The following is an 18923-nucleotide window of genomic DNA, read 5'->3' as shown; positions in this document are numbered from 1 at the left end:
GAAGGCGCTCACGGTGTAGGTGACTTCGTAACAGCCGGGGCCGCTATAAGTAAGGGTATTGCCCGTAACGCCTGTGCCAGAGAACGTTCCACCAGTAGTCGTCGTACCCGTAAACAGCGCAGACAAACTGATGTTGCCCACCGGATCGGTAATACAACCCAGGTTTAAGTCATTCAAGGCTGCGCTTACAGGACCAAATACTTCTATCGTCTGTGATTCTACCGCGGTACAGCCGCTGGCATTACTCACCGTGTAAGTGATCGTGTAAACGCCGGCGCCTGTACTTGGTGTAAAGCTGTAGTTCGGATGTGTGCCGCTGACACCGTTGCCGGTGAACACACCATTGGCTTCACCAGTGACCAGCAAATCTAAGTCCACAATAGCATCATCGGTACAGAGTGGGCCTAAGGTCGTCCAGCTCGCGTCTACTGATTCTGCGACTTCTGTAATGATCAGTGTATGACAAGTTTCTTCTACACAAACTTCTGCTGGGTTTCCATTACAAGAGGTATGAGTAATGGTTTCTTCCATACAAATCTCCACTGTTCCGCCATCGACAATAGTTACGATACCATTATTATTTACCGTAGCAATATCGGTATCGGTACTTCGCCAGGTGCGAACAGGCGTATTGGTATAGGTTGGGCTATTGATTAAAGCATTGAGCGTCGTAGGACTTCCATCCCAACAAAGTTCTTCGGCCAGATCAAAGCTGGGTTGTGGTTGTTCACTTACGTAAACGTAGGCCGTAACGGGTGCTACCGGGGAACAGATGCCTGCGTCAGCAGCCGTAAACTCGTAGTCAACACCGTAGCAGCCGGGCTGCGAATAAACCAAAGCTTCCGCTTGAATTGAAGCCCCTACCCCTCCGAGGTAAGTGTACGTTCCACCAGGAGTGGCTCCTACAAAAAGGGAGGAAAGAGAAACACTTCCCGTATTGGAAATAGAACAGCTAATGATGACATCTTCTGGCGTTCCAACGGTAGGTTGTTCAATTACATTGATCAACTGCTGACAGGTTACTGTGTTTCCACAAGCATCTGAAATCTGATAAGTACGGGTAACCAAATTTTCGCTGGTTACATCCGATATATGTGTAAAAGAAGCCGCATTTAAGGAACAATTGTCGCTAGCGATACCTCCAGCAGTCGTGAATTCAGCAAGAGTAGCGAAAGGCGCCTCTGCTGCGAGGTCACAAGTCACCAACCCTGGCGGGCAGGCCATTACCGGCAACAAATTATCTTGTATACTTATGGATGCCGCACAAGTGCTGGCGTTACCACTGTCATCCGTTGCCGTAAAGGTGACCATTTGCTCTCCCGTATTCCCGCAACCGGTAAAATTGGTAAAGCTGTAATCATTAGAAATCGTCTGATTCAGTGTACAGCCATCGTCCGCCGTAGCAGAAGCCAACCAATCAGCGATCAAGTCTGTATTCGCATCATTACCACATTCTAATACTAAAGTAGAAGGGCAATGAATCTCAGGTGCTGTTTGATCAGCAAGCGTTACGATGGTGGAACAACTACTGCTATTGCCACAATCATCCGTAACAGTAAGTGTAACGGTATGATTACCAATATCCGCACAGGTCAGGCTATTTACATCAACACTAAGGAATAATTCATCCGCGGGTGTACAAGTATCTGTGCTTCCGCAGTCAATATCCTCGGGAGAGATCGTAGCAATCCCATCGAAATCAGCTTCGATGTTGATCGTATAATTGGTGCAACAAACGGCGGTAGGAGGAGTGATATCCTGAATGGTTATCAACTGATCTTCCAGACTTACATTGCCGCAAGCATCTTCTGCTGTCCAGGTTCGTAAAATTTGATAGCTGTAGGCTGCACAAGCACCGACTTCCGTTAAAATCGTGCGTTCACTGAATTCAACCGTGATGGTATTGTCGCAATTATCGGTTGCCGTCAAAGTAGCAGGTGTAGGAATGATCGCATCACAATCAATGGTCATATCTGCTGGTGCCGCAGCTGTAAATACAGGTGGCGTTTCATCGTCAATGGTAATGATCTGCTGGCTGATAGCCGTATTACCGCAATTATCCATAATCTCGTACTTCCTTACCACAATCTGCGGGCAGGTATTGCCATCTGTTGTTTCCTGGATCAACTGGAAAGAAGCAGTGTTGATACCACAATTATCGGAAACGGTATTTCCATCGGCCAAAAATTCAGCCAAACTAGCATAAGGTGGAATATCACTCAAGGAACAATCAGTAGCTACTTCAGGGCAACTGATCACTGGTGGCTCCGTGTCATCAATCTGAATGATCTGGTTACAGGTTGATGTGTTTCCACAAGCATCCCCTACTTCGTAAGTACGGGTCGTAATTTGTGGGCAAGTACCTGCGCTATTGAAGGTATTCGTCAAAGAAAAACTCGTAATCCCACAATTGTCGGTAGCTAAACCACCAGCAGCTACAAAACTAGCCAGATTGGTGTAGGCAGGCGCCTCACTTATACTACAAACAGCCGTAATTGGCCCTGGGCAGACCATCAATGGTTGTTCATCATCAATGACCGTATAAGTTACAACACACACTTCCTGCATCGGAGGAGACATGCCATCTCCCGGATCATTTATCGTATAAGTTCTCGTAAGAATATAAGGACTGGCCATACAGCCAGTACCACCATTATTGCTATCAGAGAAGGTCACCGTAGCTATTCCACAAGCATTACGGACGGCAGAAACCTGGTCGATAGCATTAAAGCCAGCCACCGTTGTAGCACCAGCCGGAAGGTTCGCTATACAAGCAAAAGTACCACCATTAGGTGCCGGGCAGACCACATCTAAGAAACAGTTTGGAAAGACGACCAAAGCCGTATCTACTGCCGTTACCACTACAAAATTTTCATCCTTGCCGCTGACATCTGCTTCGTTGATAATGGGATCAAGGCCGGTATCCGAATCCAATTCTACGACTACCTGAACGGTAATCGTTTGATCTGGTGCCAAGCAGCCGTCCATACCATTGAGAAGGTCGTCGATAGCACCGCCATTGTACCCTGCGTTTACTGTAGGGTTTTCGGTCGCATCAGTGACAGGCACCAAGGTGGGTGCCGAGACAACGCTGACAAATGTACTCCCCAGCTGACTGATCATATTGTCCGTCAACTGAATCATGGTCAGTTTTTCGTTACCGGTATTGGTAATAACCAACTGGAAGGTCACATCGTAATTACCAGCTACGCCACTGGCGGCGGGCACCATTCCTACTGCGGTTTTGGTCAGTGCAATTTCTGGCAACGTAACGAAAGCCGGATCTTGATCGTCTTCATCGGTTGCAGGGTCGGTACCTCCAGGGTTACCTGTGCCGTTGCCATTGACAACATTATCAGAATCTGTTCCGGGATTACCGCCAGCATCATTGGTTGAGTTATCATCAAAATCGCCGTCAATATCCTCAAGATAAAGCATGCCATCGGTATCAAAAGCCGAGCTAATTTCAGCGACATTTACGTATTCTTCAGGGCCAGCATCCTGAAGTTCGAGGCTGATGGTAACATTTTGACTACCACCAGGTAAAATAGGGCCTTCTATAATCGTTGTTGCTTCGCTGACGCCAAACGTCCAGGTGGGCTCATTGCTTGCCAACCAGGCAAAGCCGGCCGGAATCGTATCGTACACCACAATATCCTGAGCCGCAATATTACCTTGGTTAAACACCGTGATCTCGAAAGTCACTGTTTGCCCAATGGCATAAGGCCCCGGGGTTGTTAAAGTTTTTGTGAGTGCCAAATCGAAAATCTGCACGATAGCCGGATCATGGTCGTCTTCATCCGTGGCAGGGTTATTACCTCCAGGTGTTCCTGTGCCATTACCATTAGTGGTGTTGTCCGTAGCACCATCAGGGTTACCACCGGGATCATTAATGGGGTTATCATCTGGCGTACTGTCTTCATCAAAGAGCGAAAAGTCGTTCCCAAGGGTATCCTGGAAAGCAGCTATTTCCGCAAAATTGGTCCAAGCATCAGCACCACTGGCCATGTTCAAGGTTGCCTTTAAAGGCAAAACAAGGGAAGCACCAACAGCAATCGTATCCTCTACAATAGTTACTAGGCGTGTCGGAGTGACAGCTTGCCAATCCGGGTTTAGGTCTGGCAAAAAGCCAAAACCTGCTGGTAAATAGTCGTTGACCCGCACTTGGGAAACCGCTTGCTCGCCCTGATTGAAGACCGTAATTTCAAAACAAACGGTATCTCCGTAGGATAAGTCTACTGCGTTGATGATCGTTTTGGTCAATGCCAAATCAAAAAGACACTCTTCAAAAGCAGGCATCGTAATGCTTGCTGCACAACCAGGGTTAAGCACAAACGCAGCCGTAATATCTTCGCCTCCACTGCTGGCATCAATAAACCGTGTGAAAGAAGCTGTACCGGTGACGGTATCCACGACTATTCGTTCTGTACTACCATAGTAATCAACAACAATAGTGTCAGCATCAAAAAACTGGTCGTAAGTATATGGGTTATTAAACCAGAATACCTCCACTGTTAGTTCCCGCATCAAATCATCGCCTTGCGGCTGACAATCACTTATTGTCGCGTTGATTTCCAAGTAACAATCGGGAATAAAACCAGCATCAATGGTGGGGTTATACGTATTCCAGGGAAGGAAATACACCGGCGTCACGCCCGTTACTGGATCGGCATCACTATCCAGGGCATCGTCGCCTCCAGCTTGTTCGTTATCCGTTCCTACAAAACCTTCTAATGGGAAAAATGCTAGCGAATAACTCCCCTGAACCAAATCATCAAAGAGGTAAAATCCATTCTCATCAGTTGTTGTACTTCCTATAAGTGCTCCTGTAACGCCGTCATAAAGATTAACCACAACGCCTTCGATACCTGGCTCGCCAGCATCTTGTTCGCCGTCCATGTCAAAATCAAACCAGACGAAATTGCCCAAAGAGCTGCTCGCACCGCCGCAATCAATACCATTGACATTGAATACATGGGTTACCGGGCAGCCTTCCTCGCTTTGATAAGTAAGCGTATACGTTGTCATTCCAGAAACAACCATGTCGATCACTGCAAAGCTGGAATCAGGGCCAGGGAAAGAGAGCCCTGTATTGGGTACCCACTGAAAGTTGCTTCCCCCAATATTGAGAGAAGGCAACTGGTAAGTTCCACCAATACAAGCGGTAACATTGACAGTTTCTACCTGAGCTGATTGCAAATTGATGGTCACCGTATCCAGGCCGTAACAATTACGATTGCTGGAACGGAGGGCATATTGAATTTGCTGCTCCATGCCCGTGATATTGGTGCCCATGAAGTCGGTAGGCGTTGCCATCGTGGTACTTAAGTTCCCTAACGACGAGCCTTGAACGCTTAACCATTCGAAATCATAGCCTGCTATAGGATCAGGACCAATAGTAATAATGTCATCACTACAGCCTGTCACTTCCCGAGGAAAATCAATAATGATTTCTGGGTGTATCTGAAACGAGGGGACTTCATCACAGGTACAGGTAGTCTCGGGGTTGAGCACGGCAATAATCGTACAAACCGTTGCAGAAGGGAAAGCTGCTTCTCCGCCAAGGAGAATACACTCCCCAAACTCTAGTGGATCAGTAAGAACATCACTGATGGTAAAGAGCAAAACATCCGCTGCCGAGCGGAAACCGTTAAGGTCGGTATCTTCGTAGACTTCCAGGGTAATACTTTCGCCAGTTTGAAGTGTAGCTCCGTTATTACAAACTTCGGCTTCAAAAACGGCTAACGCTTCTGTCGCGGAAGCAAGTGTAATCGTAGCTGCCGACATATCAATCGTCAGGCTAGGTTTTACAATTGATAAAGTCGCTGACTTTTCTCCGGCTAATATAGCCAGTGAACAGGTCTGTCCATCACAAGTTTCGTTGGCACGAGAAAAGGCTTGCACCAGTAGTTCGTAATCCGTACAAGCCTGCCCAATATCCATGGCAGCCAATCTAAGCCGGAAGGAGATATTAGTGCCAGGGTTTACAATATTCCCCATAGGCCAAACTAAAATCTGGCGGCCACTTTCCGTTCTGATAACGGGATTATTCGTAGAGGCATTTAAAATGGGTAGATAGGAACCAGGTACGTAGGTAATTCCAGCAGGCAATACATACCGAATAGAGTCCAATGTAGAGGGTGCGCCACTACTGAGGGTAAGGCTTACTAAAGAATTGGCTTCTTCTGCGTTACAAGCATTAAGGGTTAAATCATCCAAGTTAATATCGGCCGTAAACGTCGGTTGCTGCAAAGTAACCCTGAGGCGAGCAGCAGGCTTAGTTTTAGGTAACAAAGGATCACCACAATTGGAGTTTCCTGTTATCGTAAAGTTGGCGCGAGAGCCAGAAAGGTAGCTACAAGTCGTTTCCGTAAGTAAGCGTAGACTGATTTTATTTTGGGTAAGCGTTGGGTCTTTAGAACCAATTAAGCCAACGTTCAACAAAGTCTCATCCAGTGCCGACACGTCTACATACAAGCCACCGCCACCGGGTACAGGATCGGCAACAGAGACATAAGTACCCCCTGAAGTCGAAGAAGGAATAGCCAGCTCTAAACTGCCACTGATATATTCTTGGCCCGGTGGTAAATAAATATATAAGCCAATATCACGTAAGTAGCCTAAGTCGGTACTTCTTATTTCTACCTCGTAAGGTACCTCATCACATAAGGGGACATACAAGTTAGCCGTAGGGTCAATAATGTCCAGGTTCATCCCTGACATCGCACTGGTAAAGGTAATGGTAGAAGGGTCTGAGCAAGTGGCATCTTCTACCGTGGTAGGCAATGCCTCACAATCCCAACCAGCCACGATATCCAAATCTTCGGGCTGGCAGTTATTGCTACGAACGACAACCCGGTATCTGCGGGTTTAGTTACCGTTGACACTACCGATTGGGTAAATACCGAAATCATTCCCTACTATAAGGTTATTCGTCTCCAATTCCAAGACCTCCTCTACCACTACCCCTCCGGTTGGGCTATTCAGGTAGATAAAAGCGTTATCAGCCGTAGGGTCTTCAACATTTCTCACCTGAATATTTATGGTATCCAAACCACTACACACGCGGATATTCGGTGTTTCTGGGAAGACCAATAAGCGAGCTGCACCGGTATAGTTAAAAGTGCTTGCTACTGTAGGACGAACCAGTTGGTCGGTACAATAAACATCTTCTTCTACGGCTTCCGTAAGCGAATAACTAAAGTCGTAATCTGCTGCTACAGATTCACAATTGCCTTGTAAACTGACGAAAAACTGGGCGCGGTAACCTTCATCGGGTGGAATTTCGTTATCGCCGAGGCTGTTGAGATAAGCTTCTGCGAAGAACGTCAATTCATCCCCGTTTACGGTAACAAAAGAGGAGGGAATCATTCCGTTTGGAAGATTTACAATATTATGGGCAGGGTTGATTTGCTGGCGCAACCGCAGCCCTAGGTCATCCAAACGAAAATCAAACTCAGCGGGCTTGGTGAAGGTGAATACCTCTGGCAAGCCTAATGAACGAACCTCATAAGGGAATTCATCAAAGCTAAAAGAACCAATAAATCGATCATAACGAAACTCAAAATTGGAGAGTTCACAAGCGCCGAAATCCTGGATAGTGCTATTGGAGTTAACAGACAAACCTACTTGATAAAGGCGGGCATCCCAATCATTACAAGTATCCTCGTTGCCCAAGCCATAGGCTGCTTCGGATAGGTAAAAGGAAGTAGAAAATTCACGACTTCGGATTTGCCCAGTATAAGGTGTTTTCACCTTAAAAGTTAAGCACACATTGACCGTATCATCTTCATCAAAGTCAAAGTTGGCGGGTAGGTTGCAGCCCAGCGCATTGAGGGTATCCCTGGAAAAATCAATGATTAAATTTTGGTTAGCAATATCGTAAGTGATAGGCACCACATTACAATTATGAGTTACTCCGTCGACATCCACAACTTCTACCGTAGCGAAGAGCGGAATGTAATCTTCGTTCGCAGGAAAATTGAGAACTGCAAAGCCGTAGCTCCAGTCCGTATCGTTGGGATCACTCACGCGGCCGCTGAAATTAGCTTTCAGGGTATCTCCTTGCAGGTAACGGTCTTTTTGCACTAAATTCAGATCAATATTACCATTGGCAACTTGATCATTATTAGTGTCTCCTAAGCCAAAATTGGTACGCTCCAGGCTAAAGTCTTCAAAGACCATCCCATCACACACACAACCGGGGTCAGGGCAAAAAACGCGCATATTCAGATCGGCAGGTGCAAAGATTTTGGTAGTAGGGCAACTGGCACAAGTAGGGTCTATCGTAAAAAAGGTTTCCTGGCTAATCAAAACATCATAAACAGGATTGGCACAGTCCGGGCTTGGCGGCTTTTCGCCACAATCTGCTTCCAGGCAGAGGCTAAAGACCATCGCGCTACCTATATTGAACCCACCAGGACGATCTAGGCCAGGATCAGCATTGGTTTTACACCAACGAATGCGGAGGTAATCGTCGCCCCCCAGGTTGTTATCAATATATTCTTCTTCACAAGCCTCCCAAATCGTACCGTCAGCATCCTGCCAAACAATAGAACCTGGCTGATAATCAAGGCCACACTCGATGGTAAAGATACTTTCGAGATAAGCCTCCGTATACTGATTTTGATTAAACCAATCCAACTGCGCGTCAGTAATGGTATACTCAACAGTAGCTTTAGCACCGTCTACTAAATCAAGCGGCCCTTCTACAAAACCATCGAGGAAAGCGTCAAAATTGCCTGTATTCAAGCTACTACCATCAGCGTGGTAATCGCCACAACCATCCTCAATGGAAGTGACTTGAAAATCACTGCGATAAATATTGAGGATAGAACAGTTGTTACAATCGCAGGAATGTGCTAGATCGTAGTGCAAGGTCAGTGATTCTCCTGCTGCCAGCGATATATTCCTAATGGTATCAACGACTGTTCTGACGCCGCCCGTACAATGGCCAGCATCCACCACCGCTTGATCAACTGCCTGGTCGGCAATTGGGCTACCGCCTCCATCTGTGATCAAATAATTGCTGAGGTCAATGGCACCAGCAGAAGTGATGCGTACAACGATTTCGGTAGCCGGTGCATCACCCGTATTTTCCAGCTCAATATCTACGGGCGTTAGTTCGTCCACGTAACAAGCTGGCCGATTGATGCTACTGATGGATACACTAATATCAGGCAGTGCTACACCAAAGATAATCCCTGTTGAAGGAAATTCTCCCTGAGCTTTGTTTTGACAGTCCATCTCACCATAACAACCAAACTGTGCTCGGCGATCAATACTTTGCGGCCCCACCGGGCATCCCGTGAAGGTGTAAGTTTCCTCTACAATGAAGCTACTATTCTGAGGCAGTACCGACGTCCCGTAAAGGGCCATAAAATGCACCTCTTCCACCAAAAAACATTGAAAACCAGGCTGCCCCGTAGTAGGCGTCAGCGGAATTCCCGCTACACTAGGAACTACCGATGCATAAGCTATATCTTCTAAACAATAAATGACCTGGTTTAAAGAGCCATTACCTGCATTCGCGATTGTGGTATTAATCGTAGAAACCAAGCCCACATAAGGCTCTATTAGGGTTGGAGTAGAAAGTGGTATAGAAAGGTCAGCAGATTGAACGAAGAAAGAAGCATCAGCAGAATTTTCTTCGGATTCACTGTTTTCACAAAGTGGATCATGAGTAACAGTAAAATCAAAATTTCCGGCTACACCTACAAAATCACAACCAACAGCTAAGTCTAAGGTAAAAGAGACGGTATTACCCGGCCCTATATTCGTTAAATCTGGCAACTGAATTTCATCAGGGTTGCCCGTATAAGTTACTCCAGGTGTCGCAGACATAAGGTTGGTCTGGTAAAACCCTGCAGGTAGGTTAATTGCTGCCAGAACATTGGTCAACGTTGGTTTAGGGCCATTGTACGTAACCGTAAAAGTATACGTCTGTCCTTCCCCACAAGTAGAAAGTGTAGCTCCAGAAATAGGACTAATGCTCAAATCAAGAATAGGATCGGGAACATCGACCGTAAGCGTCGTCGTAGGAGCTTCAGAAAAGTCCTGCATTTGGCAATCATCTTGCCCGGCACAACCATAGGCCGTGCGTCGACGTAGCGTTCCGCCTATACCACAAGTCGCTACTTCCCAATTCTCTATTACATTGATATTATTGTTGGCAAATTCGCCACCAAGTACATTTTGCAAATCCGTTTCCGTAACAACGAAACAAGTTTGTCCAGCCGGGCTCATGGCTGCAAGCGCCAAGTTGTTGCCACCTACCGTCACAGAGGTAATATTCGCTACACTATTATTTTCAACACAGTAATTAAAAGTGCTGACACTGCCTGCTGAATTATTGGCGACCGTGTTGGTTGTACTAAACATTTGTCCCTGATAAGCAATCACAAAACTCATCGGGGTACTCGCCGTTACTTCTAAATCAGGTACCAAAAACGCTACTGGATCAGAATTTTCAGTCACCATATTTGTCATGGCTCCTGCTACAGGGTCGTGATTCACAGTCACTTCAATAACCTGACTTATCTCCATTAAATTACAATTGGCTTCAATAACAAGATTGATTGTAAGATCATCTCCTACTGCCAAGGGAGCATCAAGTGTAAAGCCTCCTGGCGCAGCCGTTGCCCCTGCTGATACAGACTGAATGCTTACTCCTGCTGGTAAAACAACACTTGCTACCACATTTTCGAGCGCATCAACAGGGTCGGTATTGCTTAGTTTTACAGATACCATCGCACTTTCTCCACATGCAGTAATGCTAACGGGAGAAGAAACTTCCACAATGATCACCTCTGCCAGCGCAGAACGAAAAAGAAACGTTTCTGAAGAGTCACTGGCATTACCTAAAGTGCCTAACAAAAGAAGGCCCAAAAGCAGGTAATTAAAAATCCGTATAGAAGAATACGTAAAACTGTGTCTCATGTGATTATAATTTGTAAAATTAAAGGCAAAAACCAAGCCAAATTTGGTTGACTTAGGGAAGTAGATTATGCTGTTCAAGACAACAACTATCTCAGTTTGTAAAATACGGTAGACTACAACAATGCTTACACTTGTGGATTACTGGCCACAAAATGAATATGGGTAAGTAGAAACAGTTGGGTATAAAAGACAAAATGATCTCTATGATAAGAAGGAGATCGCTGCTTCTGTGTTGTTACTAAGGACGTGAATACGGATTAAAGGTAACGTTTATCATTCAACAAAAAAAGGAAGGGGTATAACTGTTGTTTGAGAAACAACAGTTATACCCCCTATTCGACTATTTAGCCAAAACAAAACTCCGTTTATCAACAAAAAAACATACCGCTCCAGCAAGGATTTATCGAAAAAACGGAGCGCGTTGGCCGTTATTACCGTAGACGATCAACAGAGCGTACCAACTTCTCATCTTTATTGATATAAAAATGTGCCAAATAAGCAAAGATCACCGCTAACAAAGGTAGAGCGATGCCCACAGCAGGCTCAGCAGTGTCTACCGCCTGATCATTAAAGAGATAGTAAGCACCAAGGCCAACACCCACACCAGTAAAAAACAAGCCAACTTTGGTCAGCGTCATCTGTAATTTGCGGTTATTGAACAAGAAGATGGTTACAAGCAACAGCAAAGCAGCTAAGGCAAAAGCCCCCATCATCACTGGCCCATCCTGAACATTGAAGGCAGCATCAGCAAAAAGGGTAGAGTCCGCTTTAGCTTCATTTGTAGTTGCCAAAGGAAGGGCAAAAAGGCCTAGCACAGCACCGCTGGCCAAGAGTAAAAAGATGGTTTGTATTCTTTGAATCATGATTTTGGTTTTATTGGTTTAATGGTTTGTTGGTTGGAGGGTTTGGGTTGATGGTTGATTAGGTTGCGCGGGCTTTAGTCCGCACTGAAGGCTAGTCAATCATTTCCGACTTCCCACTTCCGACCTTAAAAACGGTTGATGGTAAGAAAACTTTTACACCTTTACACCTTTACACCTACCCAACTTTTACACTTTTTACACCATCCCCCTATCTTTGGGCAAAAATAATAAATGCTGCGATATCAACTAAGTCATTGGGAGTGGGAAAGTTTTTTTAAGGACATTGATGTACTTATTGTGGGTAGTGGAATCACTGGGTTATCGGCAGCTATTCATCTTAAGGAACAGTCTCCTAGCATGAAAGTTGTGGTTGTTGATCGAGGGCCTTTACCCATCGGAGCGAGCACAAGAAATGCGGGTTTTGCCTGTTTTGGCAGCCTCAGCGAGTTGCTTGATGATCAAAAACACAGCAGTCGGCAGGACGTTTTGGAACTTGTAGCGCAGCGTTATGAAGGCCTCTGCCGATTGCGGGAACGCTACAGTGATAAAGCGCTAGGGTATCACCCATGGGGCGGGTATGAGGTTTTCAGGAACGAAGACACCGAACTCTACGCACAGTGCCTTGACGTAATGGAGGAATTCAATGCGGATTTACGGTCACTGACCGGTACGGAGACCTTCGTTAAGGCGGATGCTCAAATACCTGCTACTGGTTTACAAAAAGTAAGCCACCTGTTACTCAACCAAGCCGAAGGGCAGCTGCATACTGGGCAGTTGATGAAAACCCTGCTACGCAAGGCACAATCACTCGACATCCTCTGCTTGGGAGGTATCACCGTTACGGCTACGGAAGAAACCAACGCGCAGGTTGTCATTCATACAGATCACGGTTGGTCTATCCAGGCGAAGCAGTGTTTGCTGGCCACCAATGGCTTTGCAAAACAGCTCTTGCCTGAGCTGGACTTGAAGCCAGCCCGTAATCAGGTGCTGATTACAGCACCTATTCCTGGATTGCAACTTCAGGGGTGCTTTCATTACGACTGTGGGTACGTTTATTTCCGCAATATCGATCAACGCATCTTGCTGGGCGGCGGCCGCAATCAAGACCTAAGTGGTGAGGAGACGACAGATTTAGATGCCAACCTACAGATTCGTGCCTATTTAGAGCAGCTTTTACACCAGATTATCCTTCCGGGGCAAGACACAACAATCGACCGTTGGTGGACAGGAATCATGGGCGTCGGCCCTGCTAAAAAGCCCATCATCAAGGAGGTTGGAGCGCAGACGGTGGCTGCTGTCCGACTGGGCGGAATGGGCGTCGCCATCGGGACGGGCGTAGGGGAACGAGCTGCTGATTTGCTGCTGGGCAAGGTTTAAGTTGGCGATGGCCAGTAGAGGGATACGGGACGCTTCGCGCCCTTAGGGTAGAGCGTAGAGGGGCAATCTAATATGATCTACGCTCTATTTCAAGGGGAGATACAATCGCCCCACATTCTTTGAATGTTCAAAAAACTATATTAGCAAATAAAGCAGGTTCTCTCATTGAAGCTATCTAAAAGCTTCATTTAACAAATGGAAAAAATGAAACACATTCTTTCTCTCTCATTTTTATTGTTATTCACATTTACATATAGTCAGAATGGTACTCCCATTAGTACAGCCTCTATGATGGTAAACTCCGCTAAAGTTACCATCAATCACTGTACCGAGAAGGATACATCATCACCTACGCTCAATCGTATCGTTGTACAGCCTAATTTTTCAGATCAAGAGTTAGAGTTCCTTCAACAACTACCGCTTTCAGAGCGAGATATACTAACTGAAGCTACGTTTATCGATGACAATAATTTCACTTACCCTTACGAAATCAGTGTCAATTGTCCACACCAAGGTTTTTATGTTATTGGATTTTCTAAATATCCCAATTTTTTGGGAAGTCTTTGGCTAAATGATGAAAACGAATTGAATAGAACGATTTGCGAAGAAGATCTCCTTGGGATATTAAGCACTAAAATGTCTCTATTTGCTCGCCTTCTATCTGGAGAAACAGACACCTTAAAAATGAGTTTTTATAAGGAGTTTTTCGGCCCTCCCAAGACACAGTGGATACTAAGCAAGTCGGAAACAGATAATCTACTAATTGTAGAAGAACATATATACACCCAAAAAGACTTCCAAGAAAAAAAGGTATCGATTCATTTCATCGAACCTACCAAATTCGATGAATTGCTCGCAATTGAACAATCAATGCGGCAGAACATAATCGAAGGGTATCAGACCGACGCCAAGACAAAAGCAGCAATCTCCATTACGGACGGCGGATTCTCTTGGAGGCTAGAGCTTACAGGCAAGAAAAACCAATACCGTAATCGCCTCGTTCAATTATTCAAATAGATAGCTCCAACAACAACAAGGCCGTACCCGATTACTCGGATACGGCCTTGAATATATCGGGAAATTAATCCCCTATCAGACTAAGTCTGTTTATTCATTCCTAGTGGAAAGGACAAACAAAGTCAGACGTTTTGTTAGCCACAATGATTGCGTTAACATCATGAGTGATAGTACACTCAAACGTAGTAGCATCATAAGTGATTCCATCCAGCTCGGCTGCAATAGAAGTAAAGAAGCTAGGAAGAACAGGTGTAGTATCCTCAACCTTGATGTTAGCATTCGCCAACTGCTCGATTTCACTTACTACAAACTTCACACCCATATCTGTCATACGACGACCTTCAGCAATGAAGATCTCCTGACGCATCAGGTACAACAATTCCAGTGCTTCATCTTCTGATCCTACAGCATCAACCATAGCATCCGTTACAGAAGTACCGCTAACGGTAGGAATAGTTACATTACCAACCTTACGGTCGATAACCAGACCTCCAACCAAAGCCGCACCAGGACTAGACGCAACGACTACAATCGAAGAGTCAGGACGAGTACCAGGATTACGTTCTGTACGATCCTCTACAGAATCATCAAACGTGCTGGTTGGACGAGTAGCTACAAGCGCAATGATATCCTTCATGATGCTCTGAGCAGTACCTAGGGCACCGTCAGCAATCGCAGCTTCACACTTGATCAAGTGTGCTTCTTCGATTTTCAACAAAGGCATATCAATATCCTGTGAAGCATTGTCATCATTGTACTTAGGATCTAAGAAATCCAAGCGAGGTAGTGGCTGTAAATCATCAAAGCTACCACGATCGTGAATTGCATTCTGCATTTCGTTATCAATCCGAGCACCATTCAGTACATCAAACTTAACAAAACGGACGAATCCAGGATCAGCAGCAATAGCAGCATCAGCAGCAGTTACAGCAGCAGCTTGGTTACCTGCGTAGTAGTTAGCACGTGCCTGCCCCATCAAACAGCTTACTTGAGTAGCTGGGTTAGAAGCCTTTGCAGCACCTTGTTCGAAGAAATCAATCGCTAATGCATAGTGTGCACTAGCTGGCTGAGCAGCCCCCTGAGGTTCTGCTGGCAAAACAGTGAACAATTCTGCAGAAAGCAGGTGAGACAAACCGATGAAGAATAAAAACTCTGCTTCTTGATCAGCAGTATAATTAGGATCACCAGGGCCAATTATATTCAAACCAGACTTAGCCAATTCACGCAAACGCGCAATCTCGAACTGGGTATCGTTGATGTCGTTATCTGTAGAAGTAACGTTCAATATATCCAGGAACTGGTTGAAAAACGTCTGCGTATTATCATAGTTATCAGAAGCAATTTCTGCTAAGTGAACATACTCACCAGCAACTTCTGCCAACTGACGCTCCAGACCATTGAGGGTACGAGCGGCTGACTGAGAAGTACCAAGGATAGCATCCTCAGAAAGATCCGGGTTGATCGGATCAAAAGTAGTATCTGGATCTTCACATGCCTGAAAAGACAATGCCAAAATAGCGATGGCAAAAATCCAGTTTATTTTATTTTTAAGCATAATTTTCATTTTAAAAAATTAACAGAGGTGATTTAGAATCCAATGCGTACATTGAATAAAACCTGCTTTGGAGCTGACTCGGTACCAAAACCGAAACCACCTGCTGCAAAGCCATCCTGTGCACCAATACCAGAACCAGTAACTTCTGGATCGAAAGAAGAAGAGGCACGAACGTAAGGATTACGGAAGTTCAGACCTAGTGTCAAACGGCTCAAAGCTTTGATATTAGCAGTAGGCACGTTGTAAGAAACACCGATGTTACGAATCTTGAAGAAATCTGCATCTTCTACCCAAACACCTGCCAAGTCAAAGAAGCTTTCGCTAGCTGCATTTGCAGGAATACGATCAGGATCGTTCACACCACCAAAGTAGCGTAATACATCATCTACTGCTACACCAGAAGCTCCGCGCTGGAAATCACTAGAGCCGAAAATCGTAAGATTCTTCCAACGGAAGTTCATACCTACTGTTCCGTAGCTCGTTGGGTTAGGATTACCCAAAACTGCATTTGCTTCTACGTCTACCAAGTTACCTTCTGCATCGAAGGTTGGCTGTGATCCACGGAAGTAACCAAGCGGCTGACCTTCTTTTACGAAAGATCCTAGGAAAGTAAATCCACCTACGTTAAACTCAGGAGAACCACCAGCATCCACTACAACGTTTTCGTTAGTCGTGTAAGACGCATTGAAGGTCAGGTCGAAGTCTTCAGAACGAAGTACATCTACATAACCTTGTAGTTCAATACCTTTGTTGGTTACTGTACCTACGTTAGCTTCTTGAGCCAATTGGCCAGAAGAAGGTGCGTTAGGTGGCGTAAATATGGCATCGTTGGTCGTATTGTCATAGTAAGTAAAACCAATACCGAAACGAGCTTCAAAGAAGCTTGCATCGAAACCAGCTTCGTAAGAGTCAACGATCTCAGGACCCAAATCTGCATTACCAGGATTACCGAAGGTATAAGCAACAGAACCAAGGTAAGGGTTAGCTACGAACAACCGGTCACGCGCAAATGGCGTAGGGAAGTTGGTTGCCTGACCAAAGTTGGCACGTACACTGAAACGGCTTACGATATCGCTGATACCACTTTCCTGCATGAAAGGCTCATCCGTTAGTGAATAAGACAGACCAATACGGTAGATGTTTACTAAGCCAATATCTTCACCAAAAGCAGAGTTACCATCCCAACGGATAGCACCATCTAAGAACAATTTGTTCTTATAGCCAATGTTTTCAGAGATGTAGAAACCACCAAAAGCAGCGATTTGTAAGAAGTCAGTAGCCGTTTGAGTAGCAGTGTTACCAAAAAGGATACTACCTTCTGTCAGGTCAGTACCTTGTAGTAAGTACTGCTCATCTTGCTCACGGAAAAACTGACCACCACCACCGGTGATGAAAGAGAAGTCTCCCGCATCAGCACGATACTGCAAGCTAACATCAGTAGTAATACCAATAAAGTTACGTGTTGCAGTATTCAATGATCCTTGGTCAGCAGTACCAGCAGGTACCGCACCTTTAGAAATAAGAACAGCATTACTCTGTACCTCACGCTGGCGTGAGTTACGGTTATCCAAACCAAGGGTAGCTTTCGCAGTGAAACCTTTGAATGGTGTCCAAGTTAAAGACTGTGAAGTCTGAAAACGACGAACAGCTTCCGTAATATCGGTTACTGCACCTTGCGCTGCAAGGTCTTCTCCAAGCGTAGCACGCTCTTCAGCTGTCAATGCAGAGATATCACCGAAAGAACCACCTTCCAAGTTACCAAAACGAGCAAAGCTGGTGTTGGCATTGTAGTCACGTGTAAACCAGTTACTAGCAAATGCTGCAGAAGCAGAATAAGAAAGCGTTGGTGACAATTCAGCACTTACACCAGTACGCATACTGATACGACGCTGGCGGTTAAGATCATTGAAGCTGTCATCATCGTAGAAACTACCAGAGAAACTGTAGCCTACTTTTTCAGAACCACCATCAACAGTCAAACGGTGCTGCTGTACAGTACCATTTTCGTAGTACAAATCAGCTGTTTCAGGGAAGTACAGGAAAGTTTCCTCACCCGACATAATACCTACGGTACCGTCGTAACCGAAACGAGCTTTCTGGCCATACTGGCCTTTCTTGGTGAAAATCTGAATTACACCATTGGCAGCATCAGCACCATATAGTGTAGTAGCAGCACCACCACGGATAAATTCTACACGCTCGATAGCCTCGATCGGAATATCCGCCAAAGCAGAACTGTTCGCACCACCTGTACCGATGTTCAGGCTTGGGCGAGAGTTCAGGTTATCCACACGTACACCATCAATGATGATTACAGGTGTGGTAGAAGCGTTAGCAGAAATAGGACCACGGTTACGAATCTGAGATGCCGTACCTGGCTGACCAGATGACAAGCGAACCTGTGTACCAGGAATCCGTGACTGTAATACTTGGTCCAGCTGGGTGATAGGCGCTAATTCAAGCTGCTCTGAGCTAATCGCGTCAACCGTTGAAGTCAAACGCTTTTTCTCAATACCTACCCCTTGACCAGTAACTACGATCTCATCGAAAGTTACACCAGCCAACATAACTAGATCAATTGTATTAGAAACACCAATTGGTTGCTCGATTGTTTCGAAACCAGTGTAACTGAATACCAATACTTTGTCATCATTGCTGATATTGATACTGTAAGTACCATCAATATCTGTTACTGTACCTGTAGAGGTACCTTTGACCAGTACTGTTGCTCCGATCAGAGCGTCTCCCCGCTCATCGGTTACCGTACCAGTAATTGTCCGCTGCGCAAGCAGGGTTGCAAGACTACATAAAAGCAGCCCCACTACTAGTGAGAGTTTTTTCATGAAATGCATTTTTTAGCGTTCACAAAGACCGTTCAGTCAGGTAATTATCTTGTGAAAACTATGGTGAATAATCAAAAAAAACAAAACGTACGAACAGTTGTTCGTTTTCTTTTCAATAGGGTTGGGAATAAATGGTGCTTACTGAAAATATATTCCCTGGTTGTTATTTTGCGGTTTAATTTTCCGCTTTTTAGATAGGTAAATCCGAAGATTCACGTCAAATGTAGAAGGTTTTTAGCATTTCAGCTAATTTATTTGATAGTTTTACTATTCCTACTCCTGATATCTAACTAATCGAATAACCTTCCTGAAACGCTGCCTCTTTTAAAA

Annotated in this window: 7 protein-coding genes; 2 read left to right on the top strand and 5 right to left on the bottom strand. The window is 45.2% G+C overall.

Translation table 11 applies throughout. The features are described from left to right. From A3EU_RS0120010 to A3EU_RS0120000, 3 genes are all read right to left on the bottom strand, one after another. The coding region (locus A3EU_RS0120010; protein WP_156825844.1) for an SdrD B-like domain-containing protein at window positions 1-6810 on the bottom strand (6810 nt) is incomplete at its 3' end. Between the two features lie 60 nt (window positions 6811-6870). After that, entirely contained in the window at window positions 6871-10938 is a 4068-nt protein-coding gene (locus A3EU_RS0120005; protein WP_044086239.1) for a COG1470 family protein, read from the bottom strand. Window positions 10939-11369: 431 nt separating this feature from the next. Then, complete coding sequence (locus tag A3EU_RS0120000; RefSeq protein WP_020537979.1) at window positions 11370-11801, bottom strand: DUF4293 domain-containing protein; 432 nt, start codon at window positions 11799-11801, stop codon at window positions 11370-11372. Between the two features lie 231 nt (window positions 11802-12032). On the opposite strand from A3EU_RS0120000, the gene A3EU_RS0119995 reads away from it, so the two are divergent. Both A3EU_RS0119995 and A3EU_RS0119990 read left to right on the top strand, forming a co-directional pair. After that, window positions 12033-13178 (top strand): NAD(P)/FAD-dependent oxidoreductase, encoded by a 1146-nt coding sequence (locus A3EU_RS0119995; RefSeq protein WP_020537978.1) that lies wholly within the window; start codon window positions 12033-12035, stop codon window positions 13176-13178. 204 nt (window positions 13179-13382) lie between these two features. Beyond that, complete coding sequence (locus tag A3EU_RS0119990; protein ID WP_156825843.1) at window positions 13383-14195, top strand: hypothetical protein; 813 nt, start codon at window positions 13383-13385, stop codon at window positions 14193-14195. A gap of 100 nt (window positions 14196-14295) precedes the next feature. Here A3EU_RS0119990 and A3EU_RS0119985 read toward each other — a convergent pair whose 3' ends face one another. After that, on the bottom strand, window positions 14296-15750 hold the full coding sequence (locus A3EU_RS0119985) for a hypothetical protein (protein ID WP_020537976.1): 1455 nt from the start codon (window positions 15748-15750) through the stop codon (window positions 14296-14298). A gap of 32 nt (window positions 15751-15782) precedes the next feature. Then, a complete protein-coding gene (locus A3EU_RS0119980; protein WP_020537975.1) occupies window positions 15783-18593 on the bottom strand; it encodes a TonB-dependent receptor domain-containing protein in 2811 nt (936 codons plus the stop codon). Window positions 18594-18923: the final 330 nt, after the last annotated feature.

Source organism: Lewinella cohaerens DSM 23179 (assembly GCF_000379805.1).
GTDB lineage: Bacteria > Bacteroidota > Bacteroidia > Chitinophagales > Saprospiraceae > Lewinella > Lewinella cohaerens.
Note: the sequence above shows the minus strand (reverse complement) of the source record. Positions and strands in the feature narration are given on the sequence as shown.

What these genes read in the sequence shown, in the direction of transcription:
- A3EU_RS0120005 (WP_044086239.1), bottom strand. Translation starts at nt 10,938, where the DNA reads ATGAGACACAGTTTTACGTATTCTTCTATACGGATTTTTAATTACCTG.
- A3EU_RS0120000 (WP_020537979.1), bottom strand. Translation starts at nt 11,801, where the DNA reads ATGATTCAAAGAATACAAACCATCTTTTTACTCTTGGCCAGCGGTGCT.
- A3EU_RS0119995 (WP_020537978.1), top strand. Translation starts at nt 12,033, where the DNA reads ATGCTGCGATATCAACTAAGTCATTGGGAGTGGGAAAGTTTTTTTAAG.
- A3EU_RS0119990 (WP_156825843.1), top strand. Translation starts at nt 13,383, where the DNA reads ATGAAACACATTCTTTCTCTCTCATTTTTATTGTTATTCACATTTACA.
- A3EU_RS0119985 (WP_020537976.1), bottom strand. Translation starts at nt 15,750, where the DNA reads ATGCTTAAAAATAAAATAAACTGGATTTTTGCCATCGCTATTTTGGCA.
- A3EU_RS0119980 (WP_020537975.1), bottom strand. Translation starts at nt 18,593, where the DNA reads ATGAAAAAACTCTCACTAGTAGTGGGGCTGCTTTTATGTAGTCTTGCA.